Origin of the sequence: Kaistia terrae (assembly GCF_026344005.1) — a bacterium.
In the GTDB taxonomy this organism is placed as follows: domain Bacteria; phylum Pseudomonadota; class Alphaproteobacteria; order Rhizobiales; family Kaistiaceae; genus Kaistia; species Kaistia terrae.
In genome coordinates, this window is the sequence record NZ_JAPKNH010000003.1 from 331,710 (window position 1) to 344,163 (window position 12,454).

The 12,454-nt window shown below is 59.1% G+C and carries 12 protein-coding genes; 6 read left to right on the forward strand and 6 right to left on the reverse strand.

What is annotated here, in order from left to right:
• The first annotated feature begins 721 nt into the window (after window positions 1–721).
• The gene (locus OSH12_RS11270) at window positions 722–1,993 is read left to right on the forward strand and encodes a porin (RefSeq protein WP_266343640.1); all 1,272 of its coding nucleotides are present in this window, start codon (window positions 722–724) and stop codon (window positions 1,991–1,993) included.
• A 66-nt stretch (window positions 1,994–2,059) separates the two neighbouring features.
• Here the strand turns inward: OSH12_RS11270 and OSH12_RS11275 are convergent, their stop codons facing one another.
• Window positions 2,060–2,368: a hypothetical protein gene (locus tag OSH12_RS11275; RefSeq protein ID WP_266343641.1), complete on the reverse strand. Its 309-nt coding sequence runs from the start codon at window positions 2,366–2,368 to the stop codon at window positions 2,060–2,062.
• 255 nt (window positions 2,369–2,623) lie between these two features.
• Here OSH12_RS11275 and OSH12_RS11280 point away from each other — a divergent pair, with 255 nt between their 5' ends.
• Window positions 2,624–2,881: a YjhX family toxin gene (locus OSH12_RS11280; RefSeq protein WP_266343642.1), complete on the forward strand. Its 258-nt coding sequence runs from the start codon at window positions 2,624–2,626 to the stop codon at window positions 2,879–2,881.
• A gap of 41 nt (window positions 2,882–2,922) precedes the next feature.
• Here OSH12_RS11280 and OSH12_RS11285 read toward each other — a convergent pair whose 3' ends face one another.
• From OSH12_RS11285 to gatC, 3 genes are all read right to left on the reverse strand, one after another.
• Window positions 2,923–3,228 (reverse strand): chorismate mutase, encoded by a 306-nt coding sequence (locus OSH12_RS11285; protein WP_266343643.1) that lies wholly within the window; start codon window positions 3,226–3,228, stop codon window positions 2,923–2,925.
• 1 nt (window position 3,229) lies between these two features.
• Window positions 3,230–4,711 carry an Asp-tRNA(Asn)/Glu-tRNA(Gln) amidotransferase subunit GatA gene (gene gatA, locus OSH12_RS11290; RefSeq protein WP_266343644.1) on the reverse strand — a complete coding sequence of 494 codons (1,482 nt, stop codon included), beginning with the start codon at window positions 4,709–4,711 and terminating at the stop codon, window positions 3,230–3,232.
• Between the two features lie 97 nt (window positions 4,712–4,808).
• Window positions 4,809–5,096 carry an Asp-tRNA(Asn)/Glu-tRNA(Gln) amidotransferase subunit GatC gene (gatC, locus tag OSH12_RS11295; protein ID WP_266343645.1) on the reverse strand — a complete coding sequence of 96 codons (288 nt, stop codon included), beginning with the start codon at window positions 5,094–5,096 and terminating at the stop codon, window positions 4,809–4,811.
• 224 nt (window positions 5,097–5,320) lie between these two features.
• On the opposite strand from gatC, the gene OSH12_RS11300 reads away from it, so the two are divergent.
• The gene (locus tag OSH12_RS11300; protein ID WP_266343646.1) at window positions 5,321–6,598 is read left to right on the forward strand and encodes a DNA polymerase IV; all 1,278 of its coding nucleotides are present in this window, start codon (window positions 5,321–5,323) and stop codon (window positions 6,596–6,598) included.
• Between the two features lie 15 nt (window positions 6,599–6,613).
• Here the strand turns inward: OSH12_RS11300 and OSH12_RS11305 are convergent, their stop codons facing one another.
• Window positions 6,614–7,063 carry an SMI1/KNR4 family protein gene (locus OSH12_RS11305; RefSeq protein WP_266343647.1) on the reverse strand — a complete coding sequence of 150 codons (450 nt, stop codon included), beginning with the start codon at window positions 7,061–7,063 and terminating at the stop codon, window positions 6,614–6,616.
• A gap of 189 nt (window positions 7,064–7,252) precedes the next feature.
• Between OSH12_RS11305 and OSH12_RS11310 the strand changes: the two genes are divergently transcribed.
• From OSH12_RS11310 to OSH12_RS11320, 3 genes are all read left to right on the forward strand, one after another.
• The gene (locus OSH12_RS11310) at window positions 7,253–7,672 is read left to right on the forward strand and encodes a DUF1801 domain-containing protein (protein WP_266343648.1); all 420 of its coding nucleotides are present in this window, start codon (window positions 7,253–7,255) and stop codon (window positions 7,670–7,672) included.
• Between the two features lie 108 nt (window positions 7,673–7,780).
• Window positions 7,781–9,436 (forward strand): phosphoglucomutase (alpha-D-glucose-1,6-bisphosphate-dependent), encoded by a 1,656-nt coding sequence (pgm, locus tag OSH12_RS11315; protein ID WP_266343649.1) that lies wholly within the window; start codon window positions 7,781–7,783, stop codon window positions 9,434–9,436.
• Between the two features lie 122 nt (window positions 9,437–9,558).
• Window positions 9,559–10,392, forward strand: coding sequence for a hypothetical protein (locus OSH12_RS11320; protein ID WP_266343650.1), 834 nt, complete (start codon window positions 9,559–9,561; stop codon window positions 10,390–10,392).
• A gap of 328 nt (window positions 10,393–10,720) precedes the next feature.
• On the opposite strand, the gene OSH12_RS11325 is transcribed toward OSH12_RS11320, so the two are convergent.
• Window positions 10,721–12,418, reverse strand: a complete 1,698-nt coding sequence (locus OSH12_RS11325; protein ID WP_266343651.1) for an ATP-binding protein — start codon at window positions 12,416–12,418, stop codon at window positions 10,721–10,723.
• Between the last annotated feature and the right edge of the window lie 36 nt (window positions 12,419–12,454).

The window sequence follows — 12,454 nt, forward strand, 5'->3', positions numbered from 1 at the left end:
GCCGCTCGTTGAAATAAACCTGCCCTTATCTCCCTATAACGCCAATAGTTTTGAAAAAGTTTCGTCTGATGGCAAAGAATCTTTTGAGATTTATTTTAGGCAATTGGATAGGCATCTACGTAAGCCAAAAACATCCTCCTAATATTTCAGAATTTGAAATACATATTGCATTGCGATGCGTCGGATCGGGACGATGGATGACATTCCGTACTGGAAAAATACTCAAGCTCCGCTACGTAATTCCCAGCCGTGCCGAGGCCGATTCAACAATCAGCGCTCATAGCTCAGCGTCGAGAATGATGTTAATTCTCAGAAATTCAAATAAGAATGGCTTGACCATGACAGTGAGTGCAGATCACCGAATTGACTACATTAAGTAAGTAGGGTGATTCACGATACAATTATGATACATAATTATAACTAGCCGGCAAACGATCGTATATCTAAAGACAATTAAGCCACTAGTGAAATTCATAATCCTGTTATACTTCATAACTCGATGATTTTGCATTGCAGCACCAGTCCAGCTGGCTAGTTTGCCGGTGCCTGCCGCGAGGGGTCGCAGCGGGCACCGTACGCAGTGTCCACCGGATGGATGCGCGGCGGCCAACTCGAATGGGGGTCTGGGGCGCATTGCTGTTGCAACGGACTGATCTGCGGATCAGGCCGGAGCCAGAGCGGCTGCGCATTTTACCCTCCCAATTCTTTTGGAAGGTCAGAAATGACGTTTAAGTCTCTTATTCTCGGCTCTGCGGCCGCGATGATTGTTGCAAGCGGCGCCAATGCCGCCGATCTCACCGTCGCCGAGCCGGTCGACTACGTGAAGGTCTGCGACGCCTTCGGCAAGGGCTTCTTCTACTCGCCCGGCACCGACACCTGCATCAAGGTCGGCGGCTACGTAAAGTTCATCACCACGTTCGGCGACACCGACTACGGCGCGTTCAACAAGGCGTATCCGGAAAGCAACTGGGGCAACTTCGTTACCGAAGCCTCCATCCAGGTGACCGCCTCGTCGATCACGGAATATGGCAACCTGACCGGCTGGATCGACTACCGCGCCAAGACCGGCAACACTTCCGGCACGGGCGAGACCCTGGCCGACTACGTCAACGCCTCCACGAAGGACGCGTATGTCGACACCGCCTGGCTGCAGTTCGGCCCGGTCAAGGCCGGTTACTTCGACTCGCTGTTCGACTTCGGACAGGGCTTCAACGACAAGGGCATGTTCGCGTCGGACACCAAGACCGACCACATCGAACTGTCCTACACCGTGAACGGCTTCGGTCTGGCGATCTCGCTGGAAGATGGTCGCGACCGTGGCGGCGCCATCAACAATACCGGCTTCTACGACAATACGGGCAATCTGCTCATCATCGGCGGCCAGGACAATATCCCCGACATCGTCGGCGCCGTGACATACGCTTCCGGAATTTTCAAGACCAAGGTGGCCGCTGCCTACTTCAAGCACGCCATTGACGTCAGCGGCGGCGGCGTTGCCGGCAATCCCTATGTCGTCACCCCGCAGGACGGCTTCGCTGTCGGCGGTATCGTCGAGTTCGCGCTGGATATGCTGAACAAGGGCGACAAGCTGCAGCTCTCGGCCAGCTATGCCCAGAACGGCAACTCGTTCACCGGCATCACCGGCGGCACCTCGGTCGCCGGCTACACCACCGGCTCGGTGGCCGGCGGCGCCGGCGTCGACACCATTCCCGGCGACAGCTGGAGCGCGTTTGCTTCGTACAAGCACGTCTGGACCGACAGCGTCTGGTCGTCCCTCAGCGCCGGCTATGCCAAGTTCGAAGGCACAGCTGACTTCCCCAAGTGGGCTGATCGCGAATTCGACGCCTTCCGCGTCGGCGCCGCCGTCAACTTCACGCCGGTCAAGGGTCTCGATCTGATGGTCGACGCCGCCTACAACAAGATCGACTCCGACACCGCCGCGATCGATGGCGACGCCTGGGCCACCACCATCTGGCTGAAGCGTTCCTGGTAAGCAAAACGGCTCCACGCTGAAAGGCGCGGAACCAGAGCCCGGCGGAGCCATCCGCCGGGCTCTTCTTTAGGCCCGAAGCAAGGCCGTCAGTATTCCCTCGCGTTCGGCAGCGAGATCGCCCTCGGCAGTTGTCTGCCCCGCCCGGCCATACCAGTAGCGCGCGTTCCAGAGATCGCCCTCCATCCGATGGATATGGGCATGGACCCAGGCGCCCGCCCGGCTGTCATCGTCCTGCACCAGCGCATGAGCGGCGTCCCAATCGCCCTTTTCGATATGCCAGAGCGCGGCCAGCGGCGCGCCCAACCCGGACGGCGGCTTTGCATCGCTGAGTGTCGCCCGAAAGTGCTCCGGCGTCCCGACTGGTAGTCCAACCATTTCCATCCCTCCCCGCACAACCGCGTTGCCGCAAAGCAACGCCGGCGCCTGTCTGCGTGCCAGCATGCCAAAGCCGCTTGCCCGCGCCAACGGATAGATCTACAAGCGCCATCGTCTCAGGAGTTTGGATGTCGACTACTTCGCAGTCCCGGTGATCCCCTGCCCGTAAGTGGCAGGGATTGAAGCCCTCGCGCCCTCGGCGCGCGGCCCGCGGAATCGCGGCTTCGATCACCCGACTTCTGAACGAAACCCATCATGAATGTCTCGAAAGTCGAGCAGCGTGTCTTGCACGCGCTCGCTCAAGGCGGAGTCATCCGCCATCGCAAGGATGATTCCGGCCGCATCATCGCGGCGGATTGCACCACAAGGGACGGCTGGATCCTGACGGATTGCTCGCTCGACCTGTTCCGGCGCCTGAAGCGGCGGCGCATGATCGCGTCGCAAAACGGCGCGCCCTACCGCATCACGCGGATGGGCCTGGACGCGGTTCGCGCCCAATTGGACAACCGATGAAGAAAGGCCGGCGGACTTTGTGTCCGCCGGCCTGATCCGGATTACTGGCCGAGACGCCTGGCGATGGTGCGCCGCTCGAACTCGATGTTCCACTCGATCAGGAGCCGCCAGAGATCGCGGGTGAGGTCTTCATCGAGCCCACCCTGCTTGGCCGCTGCGGCAACGCGGTCGATGACTTCATCGACCCGCTCCGGCACTAGCGCCTCATCGGGGGACGTCTTCAGCTCCGCCATCCGCTGCACATAGGCGAAACGCTCTGTCAGAAGCGCGACCAGCTCGCCGTCGAGCCGGTCGATCTCGGTACGGATGTGCGCCTTGGTGGTGCAGTCAGCCGGCTTGCGGATCATCTCACCACCACTTGGAAGGCGTGAAGCTGCCGGCTGCGTCTTCGATCACCTGGCCGAGACGGAACAGCGTCTCTTCCTCGAACGGACGACCGATCAGCTGCAGGCCGAGCGGCAGCTTGGCCTTGTCGAGACCGGCCGGAACCGCGAGGCCCGGCAGGCCCGCCATGTTCACCGTCACGGTGAAGACGTCGTTCAGATACATCTCGACCGGCGAAGCCACCGCCATCTCCTCGAGGCCGAAAGCGGCCGAAGGGGTGGCCGGGGTCAGCACGGCATCGACGCCGGCTGCGAAAGCCAGGTCGAAATCGCGCTTGATCAGCGTCCGGATCTTCTGCGCGCGGACGTAGTAAGCGTCGTAGTAGCCAGCCGACAGCACATAGGTGCCGATCAGGATGCGGCGCTTCACTTCATGGCCGAAGCCGGCCGAACGCGTGTTCTCGTACATCGCGGCGATGTCCTCGCCGGGAACGCGCAGGCCGTAGCGCACGCCGTCATAGCGGGCGAGGTTGGACGAAGCCTCGGCCGGCGCCACGATGTAGTAAGCCGGCAGAGCGTATTTCGTATGCGGCAGCGAGATGTCGACGATCTCGGCGCCGGCTTCCTTCAGCCAGGCGATGCCCTGCTGCCAGAGCGCTTCGATCTCGGCCGACATGCCGTCAAGGCGATACTCGCGCGGGATGCCGATGCGCAGGCCCTTGACCGACTGGCCGACCGCGCCCTCGTAGTCGCCGACCGGAACGTCGACCGACGTGGTGTCCTTGGCATCGACGGAGGCCATCGACTTCAACAGGATCGCGGCGTCGCGCACCGTGCGGGCGATCGGGCCGGCCTGGTCCAGCGACGAGGCGAAGGCAACCGTGCCCCAGCGCGAGCAGCGGCCATAGGTCGGCTTGATGCCGACCGTCCCGGTAAAGGCTGCCGGCTGGCGGATCGAACCGCCCGTATCGGTCGCGGTCGCACCAGCGCAAAGGCGCGCGGCGACGGCGGCCGCCGAGCCGCCCGACGAACCACCGGGAACCAGCGGCGCGTTGGAGCCCTCCTTGCGCCACGGATTGACGACCGGGCCGTAATAGGAGGTCTCGTTCGACGAGCCCATGGCGAACTCGTCCATGTTCAGCTTGCCGAGCATGACCGCGCCGTCGTTCCACAGATTGGCCGTGACGGTCGATTCATAGCTGGGCTTGAACTTGTCGAGGATGTGCGACGCCGCCTGGGTATGGACGCCCTCGGTCGCGAACAAATCCTTGATGCCGAGCGGCACGCCTTCCAGCGCCCTCGCCTCGCCCTTGGCGATCCGCTCGTCGGAAGCCGCCGCCATGCTGAGCGCCTGCTCCGGCGTCTCGACGATATAGGCGTTGAGTGCGCGGGCCGCCTCCATCGAGGCGAGATAGGCCTTGGTCAGGTCCGTGGCGGAGAAGGCCTTGGCCGAAAGTCCGTCGCGGATTTCGGCAATGGTCAGGCTGGTCAGATCTGTCGAAGACATCGGCATCTCGAAAGTCAGGAGGCGGAAACGGTGAGCGGGGTCACCGCGCTGAGGACGCTCGCGCCCTCTTCGGAAAGTCTGCAGCGAAAGCCGGCGATCACTCGACGACCTTGGGCACCATGAAGAAATCGTCGTCCGAGACCGGCGCATTGCCGACGACGCGATCGGCATAGAAGCCGTCGGTGACGACATCAACGCGCTTCTTCATCGTCTGCGCGACGACAGAGGTCAGCGGCTCGACGCCATCGACATCGACCTCGTTCAATTGCTCCGCAAAGCCGAGAATCGCATTGATCTCGCCCTGGAAGGAAGTGGCTTCCTCCTCGGTGACAGCGATCCGGGCGAGATGAGCGACCCGCTTGACGGTGGCGATGTCGACGGACATGGCGAGAACCCTTTGGCAAGAACCGGTTGAACAGGCCGGCTACGGCGGAAATGATCCGCTCGCTATATCACCCGCCCTCGCCGCATCGCAACTGAACAGGCGGAAGACGTGGATTATTGCCGCGGTTCCTGGATCCGCCGCATGGAGCCGACCCGGCGAATTGCAGCCCCGGCCGCCGCCTTGTAGTTTGCTCGCTCGCGGCATTGCGCCGCCACCGGGCCGTCATGTCGATCCCTGCCAACGCCATTGCCGGCTTTTGCCGCGACTGCCTGACGCCCGCTTCCGGGACCCGTTGCCGCGCCTGCGGCAGCCCGCGCGTCGCCGCGCACCCCGAATTCGCAACGCTCGCCATCACCCATGTCGATTGCGATGCCTTCTATGCCTCGGTCGAGAAGCGCGACGACCCGAGCCTCGCCGACAAGCCCGTCATCATCGGCGGAGGAAAACGCGGCGTCGTCTCGACCTGCTGCTACATAGCCCGCATCCACGGCGTCCGCTCGGCCATGCCGATGTACAAGGCGCTCGACCTTTGCCCCGATGCGGTCGTGATTCGGCCGAACATGGAAAAATATGTCGGCGTCGGCCAGCAGATCCGAACGCTGATGCAGGAACTGACGCCGCTGGTAGAGCCGATCTCGATCGACGAAGCCTTCCTGGATCTCTCCGGCACGGAGCGGTTGCATGGCGCCGTCCCTGCCCTGACGATTGCCCGCTTCGCCCGCCGCGTCGAGCAGGAGATCGGCATCACCATTTCGGTCGGGCTTTCGTTCAACAAATTCCTCGCCAAGATCGCGTCGGATCTCGATAAGCCGCGCGGCTTTTCCGTCATCGGCCGCGCCGAGGCGCTGACCTTTCTCGCCGAAAAGCCGGTCGGCATGATCTGGGGCGTCGGCAAGGCGCTCGAAGCCAAGCTTGCCGACCAGGGCATCAAGACCATCGGCCAGTTGCAGCGCATGGAGGAGAGCGACCTTGCCAAGCGCTATGGCGTGATGGGCCTGCGTCTCGCCCGCCTCGCCCGCGCCGACGACCGCCGCACCGTCGAGCCCCGGCACGAAGCCAAGTCGATCGGCGCCGAGACCACCTTCGATCACGACCACGCCGACCTCGCGAGCCTCCGGCCGATCCTGCGCCGGCTGGCGGAAAAGGTCTCGGCGCGGCTGAAGCGTGCCGACCTCGCCGCCTCCAACGTGACGCTCAAGCTCAAATCGTCGGATTTCAAGCTGCGCACCCGCAGCCGACAGTTGGCCAACTCCACCCGCCTCGCTGACCGGATCTTTCGAACCGCCGAGCAGCTTCTGGCGCTGGAGACGGACGGCACGACCTATCGGCTGATCGGCGTCCAGGTGTCGGATTTCTCCGATCCGCAGTTGGCCGACCCGGACGACCTCGTCGACCCCGCCGCCGCCAAGCGCGCCAAGGCGGAGGAAGCCATCGACAAGGTGCGCGGCAAGTTCGGCAAGGCCGCTGTCGAGCACGGCCTGACGTTTCGAAAGACGGAGTAGACGGATAGGGAAGAGCTAAACAACAATCTCGGCTAGCGGCTCGACAGTACTTAAGGCATCGATCCAAACGTCAAAACTAGTAGCTACCTCTTCGACAGATTTGAAATCGTGATCAAAAAGCCAAATTTTTCGGCTTGAAGCGTCACCAGAATCCGAATGGCTTGCAGAAAAGCAGAACTTGTTACCCGACTCGTCGCCAGCAAAGGCGACAAGCGCGTCAGGCATTCCAATCTCGCGCCATGAAAGCGTTTCCTGAATGACATCCCGCGGAGAGTACATGTCGCCGAGGCAGTACAAATCCAGTTCCCGTTCAACAATTGCGCTTAGAAGGTCAACGGTGGGCGAGAGTAAACCGACGTTCAGTACGGCACGCCTATACTCCTCGGGGAATCGGTTGCCGAGCTGATTTTCTGCAACCTGCAAATCCTCCTCGGCCACCGGGACAGGAGGATAGTCGGGGTGCATCCACCTCTCGACGAAACGCAAAATCGACATAGGATAAAACCTTACGAGACGACTAGGATTCGCACAGACAGCCGCAAGACAACCTTAGGCTCGGCTGCCCATCCCGTCACCCGTCAACTATAGGTTGCTGCCTGCGAAACGTGATTGCCAGTCACTAACGTCCAAGAATGACAAGGCAGGTATTTGCTCATGAGTAAGCAGTCTACGCAGCCGCGCCTGCTCGCCGGTGGCAATCCGCAAATTCCGAAGGGCTTTGGCGACGCGCCGGTGCAGGCCTATATCGCCGCCATGCCGGGCTGGAAAAGCGACGTCGGCCGCCACATCGACGCGCTCATCGTTCGCACCGTCCCGGACGTGCGGAAGGCGGTGAAATGGAACTCGCCCTTCTATGGCATGGAGGGCGACGGCTGGTTTCTCAGCCTTCATTGCATGACGAAATACGTCAAGGTCGCCTTCTTCCGAGGCGCATCGCTGCAACCGGTCCCGCCCGGACCGTCGAAACAGCAGAATGTGCGCTATCTCGACATCTATGAGAACAGCCCGTTCGACGAGGCCCAGTTCGAGGCATGGGTGAAGCAGGCGAGCCAATTGCCGGGCGAGCACATGTAGCCCGCGAATACGCCTCGCCGCCGATACAAAAACGGAGGTTGCCCGCGCCCGCGCCGCCCCTCATGATCCACAAAACCCTATCGGTGTGGAATCGCAGAGAAAAACCTCATGTCGGAAGCAAAGCTCCATCCGCTGGCCGGTAAGCCGGTTCCCCGCTCGATGCTGGTCAATGTCCCCCGGCTGATGACCGCCTATTTCGTGCAGCAGCCCGATCCGGCGATCTCGACGCAGAAGGTGTCGTTCGGCACGTCGGGCCATCGCGGCTCGGCCTTTGCCACCGCCTTCAACGAATGGCACATCCTGGCGATCACCCAGGCGGTCTGCCTCTATCGCAGCCAAGCCGGCATCACCGGTCCGCTCTTCATCGGCATGGATAGCCACGCCCTCTCGGAAGCAGCGCTCGCCAGCGCCATCGAGGTGCTGGCCGCCAACGGCGTCGAGACGATGGTCGACGAGCATCTCGGATATACGCCGACGCCGGTCATTTCCCACGCCATCCTCACCTATAATCGCGGCCGCAGCGAAGGCCTCGCCGACGGCATCGTGATCAGCCCGTCGCACAATCCGCCCGACGATGGCGGCTTCAAATACAACCCGCCGAATGGCGGCCCGGCCGATGTCGACGTCACCGGCTGGATCGGCAAGGTGGCGAACGAGCTTCTGGCCGCCAAGCTCGCCGGCGTGAAGCGCCTGCCCTATGAGCGGGCGCGCAAGGAAGCCTGCATCCGCGCCTATGACTACATCACCCCCTATGTCGCCGATCTCGCCTCGGTCATCGACATGGAGGCGATCCGCGGCGCGGGCGTGAAGATCGGCATTGATCCGCTCGGCGGCGCGGCGGTGCGCTACTGGCAGCCGATGATCGAGCGCTACAAGCTCGACGCCACCGTGGTGAACGACGTCGTCGACCAAACCTTCTCCTTCATGACGGCGGATTGGGACGGCAAGATCCGCATGGACTGCTCGTCGCCTTATGCGATGGCGCCGCTGATCGCGCTGGCCGACAAATTCGACATCGCCTTCGCCAACGACACCGACGCCGACCGCCACGGCATCGTCACGCCTTCGGGCGGGCTGATGAACCCCAACCAGTTCCTGGCCGCCTCGATCGCCTATCTCTGCGGCCACCGGCCGGCATGGAGCGCCAACAGCGCCTTCGGCAAGACGGCCGTCTCCAGCGGCATGATCGATCGCGTCGTCGCCAAGATGGGTCGCAAGCTTGTCGAAGTGCCGGTCGGCTTCAAATGGTTCAGCGCCGGGCTGATCGACGGCTCGCTCGCCTTTGGCGGCGAAGAAAGCGCCGGCGCCTCGTTCCTGCGCCGCGACGGCTCTGTCTGGACGACGGACAAGGACGGGTTGATCATGGGCCTGCTGGCGGCCGAGATCACGGCCAAGACCGGCGGCGACCCCAACCAGCTCTACCAGTCGGTCACGTCGGATCTGGGCAAATCCTATTACGCGCGCATCGACGCCCCTGCGACATCCGAGCAGAAGGCGATCCTTGTAAAGCTCGACCCGTCGAAGATCGACGCGGCGGAACTGGCCGGCGAGCCGGTGACGGCCCGCCTGACCCGCGCGCCGGGCAACGACGCCTCGATCGGCGGCATCAAGGTGGTGACGGAAAACGGCTGGTTCGCCGCCCGCCCCTCCGGCACGGAAGAAGTCTACAAGATCTACGCGGAGAGCTTTTTAAGCGCCGAGCACCTGAAGCAGATCCAGACGGACGCCCAGGCGGTTGTGGCCAAGGTGTTTGAGACGGGGTAAAGTAATCGTCAGTTTGTCAACGTACCCCTCAAAAGGAATTTTCGGCCAGTCAAAACGCCGGCAGTTCCAAGACGAACCACAGACCTAAACAACCCTCCCACGACCATGTTGGTTTCCATAGCATGAATGAAGAAATTCCGAAGGGAAGGAGATTTTCGCTTCTCTACGTGACTCAGGACTCAGCAGCTAGCGACTCGGAACGCCTTCGGAACAGATTATCCAAGCGATTTGAACTGTCGGTTGGAGAGCGATCGTATGAGGTTGGCTCGTTTTTAGAAAGAGAACTTGGCATCGAGTTACTAAGGCTGGGTTCCGATCGTTATTACCTGAGGTGGGATGATTTCAGGAAGGTAGAACTGCGCGACCTTCTCGATTCCGTAACACTTATTGGCCGTTCCGTTCGTGCGCAGAACCAACATTTGGGTGCGATTTATTTTCGCGAGGTATCGCGCATATTTGAAGAAGAGCGAACCGCATACAGGCTTGACGAAGATTTCGGTGTGCACCCATCTATAGATCCAGCTTACGAAGCCAATTTGGAATCTGCGGTTCGCGGTCTCAGCTCTCTGGGATTCAATGCTGCACGAGATTACCTGCAGAAGGCAGATGACGAACTGCTTCCATCAGGGGATACTCGACAGGCCATCCGCTCCGTCTTCGACGCGGTTGAGAATGTATTCAAGCAGGTGTTTCCAAAAGCAACTAGCGTTAATTCGAAAACGATACAGAATGAACTTCGGCCTCATGTAGAGCGCAGCCACGCCGATGGACCAGAGAAGCGCACCGCACTGAAGAACGTCGAGGCGCTCACAGATTGGGTAGATGGATGCCACAACTACCGGCACGAGCCCGGCCATCAGGAACCCATCCCGCCGCAGGAGGGACTGGCGGTGCTAATAGTCTCGCAAGGAATAGGCTATGCCCGTTGGCTCGCGGAGCTTTCGAAGAAGAGGTAGGCGTTGGCGTTTTCCGATTCTAGCAATTGAAAGCAATTCCGAACTCCAAAACTCGGCTGCTGGTTCGTCATGCTCGTTCCAGCTTGCAACAACTCTCCAGGATTCACGATGACAGACTCCTCAGGCTTGAGCACCTAGCTAGATCTAGATGTGCGCTTGGGAGCGGTTGGTGGAAATGCTCGGCGCTGAGTGAGAGGGCACCTAGGTGCAACTTAGTCACTATGTTGCCCGTAGGTACCAATTCTTGCAACTGTCAAGTGATGGGGGCCCACCGATCGAAAGAGAGATTTCAGCCAATCTAGCGCCTGCAGCTCGGCAAGGACTCACCCTACTTAGAAATAGCAACGACTCGAGGGCGGAACTCTAATCCAAGCTTCTCCTTCAAATAGTCCTTGAGAACAAAAACCTGTATTTCTGTCTTAAAATCCCTCCGCAAGAAATACCCCGTATAGCTCCCATTCTTTGGGTCGGGCGGAGCTATATGCATGAGCCTTTCTTGCTGCGATACGTCAACAACTTTACCCTCATGCTTTACGCTAGTATCCCAACAGACAACATACCGGATATTGTCAAAAGAGTGATTCATTTGAGATTCGAAGAAATACTTAAGTTCGACATAATACAATGAAGAATTCTGCACAGGGACTGGATCCCGCCCCTTTGCTATCACGTCAATTCCCGAATGAGTATCGTAGTCTACTATCTCAAACGGAAATAGCGTGGCGTCTAGAGTAGCGAGTTGGACCAGCAAGCCATAAACACCGCTCTCCCTTCGAGGCTCAACAAGTGTATGCCCCATAAATTGGGCGACATTCGAACCGCGCGCACGATCTTGCCGCCAAGAGAAATCTTTCTTTTCCTTCTCACTCGTCAGGTAGGCCCCAGCTTCGGTTTCAAGCCAATCTATTTCCCGCCACTCATCACCTGCAATAATATCCTCATAGATCTGCTTAACCTCGGCTTCTAGATCATCAAGGATCGCACGCTCCGTATTTGCCGTGGAGCCGCGGTTGGCTGTCAGGGACAAGTCTTGGCAATTTACAAAGGCGTGAAATTTAGTGAACTCACTGCCTTTTGTATTGACCCACTCATTCTTACGCTCAATAGGAATAAAATCCTTGCTAAGCCATACTCCATACCGGTCCTGTACTGTATAGGCCCCTTTTGGAGCGGTATACCCGGGTCGCCGCAGCATCTTGTTATACTGCTGCTTTACCTTATTTCCCTCGATTGAAAACACAGCATCATATTTTATTGCAGGAAATCTTCTAAGATTTCCGGACTTTATGACACGACGACAATAATAGTCAGGCGCCCTCACTACATATTCTTCAAATAGCGCCTGAATGTGTTTGCTCTGATCTGGAAATTTGTGACCGAATGAAAGCTCTTCCGGCCTCTCTTGGTCCAGCCCTTTTAACAGGATCTTCTTCTCTTTATGCTCCCCTTCGTTCACCAGCCCTTCCCATGAGCCAAATTTTGTGAACCACTGTATATAATCCTTAAGTCTATCATGAGTGAAAAGCTCTGCCTCATTATTATTAAATCCCTTAATTGATATCGTTGTTCCGGAGACACCTTCCGATGTTACGGTCTCAATGACAGAGGCAATAGGGAGCTGGCCATCCTGTAAAGATACGTACGGCTGCTGCATTAGCGCACGAAGCTCGATATTTTTCTTCCTCGTCTGGACTTCAATTGATGCACAGTTGAAGTACACTTTAGTGCCATGGCCCTTTTCTCCGATTTTTTTAGAATCCCCTCGTTTTAATGAGTTACCCAAATCGAAGAACGATTGAAGCTCTGCGTGGTCCATTCCCTCGCCATCATCCCTAATTGTGATGGTTAGAGGACGTGAGCCTCTCTCGGCGGGTTGCGTGAAAATAAGTTCAATACGAGAGGCGCCTGCATCTATTGAGTTACTGATGGCCTCTCTCACCACTTCCAGGGGATTCGTGAAGTCTCCGGAAATCTCAAGAAATTCCCGCACAGCATCGACTGCGGGAGTTATATTGTATTCTGCCATCAGTAGCCCCAAGCTAAAAAAGACTAGACAAGAACG

Excerpts from the sequence above, each read along its gene's own strand:
- OSH12_RS11310 (WP_266343648.1), top strand. The coding sequence starts at position 7,253 with ATGAGTAAGCAGTCTACGCAGCCGCGCCTGCTCGCCGGTGGCAATCCG.
- OSH12_RS11275 (WP_266343641.1), bottom strand. The coding sequence starts at position 2,368 with ATGGTTGGACTACCAGTCGGGACGCCGGAGCACTTTCGGGCGACACTC.
- OSH12_RS11305 (WP_266343647.1), bottom strand. The coding sequence starts at position 7,063 with ATGCACCCCGACTATCCTCCTGTCCCGGTGGCCGAGGAGGATTTGCAG.
- OSH12_RS11325 (WP_266343651.1), bottom strand. The coding sequence starts at position 12,418 with ATGGCAGAATACAATATAACTCCCGCAGTCGATGCTGTGCGGGAATTT.
- OSH12_RS11300 (WP_266343646.1), top strand. The coding sequence starts at position 5,321 with ATGTCGATCCCTGCCAACGCCATTGCCGGCTTTTGCCGCGACTGCCTG.
- OSH12_RS11270 (WP_266343640.1), top strand. The coding sequence starts at position 722 with ATGACGTTTAAGTCTCTTATTCTCGGCTCTGCGGCCGCGATGATTGTT.
- pgm (WP_266343649.1), top strand. The coding sequence starts at position 7,781 with ATGTCGGAAGCAAAGCTCCATCCGCTGGCCGGTAAGCCGGTTCCCCGC.
- OSH12_RS11320 (WP_266343650.1), top strand. The coding sequence starts at position 9,559 with ATGAATGAAGAAATTCCGAAGGGAAGGAGATTTTCGCTTCTCTACGTG.
- gatA (WP_266343644.1), bottom strand. The coding sequence starts at position 4,711 with ATGTCTTCGACAGATCTGACCAGCCTGACCATTGCCGAAATCCGCGAC.
- OSH12_RS11280 (WP_266343642.1), top strand. The coding sequence starts at position 2,624 with ATGAATGTCTCGAAAGTCGAGCAGCGTGTCTTGCACGCGCTCGCTCAA.
- gatC (WP_266343645.1), bottom strand. The coding sequence starts at position 5,096 with ATGTCCGTCGACATCGCCACCGTCAAGCGGGTCGCTCATCTCGCCCGG.
- OSH12_RS11285 (WP_266343643.1), bottom strand. The coding sequence starts at position 3,228 with ATGATCCGCAAGCCGGCTGACTGCACCACCAAGGCGCACATCCGTACC.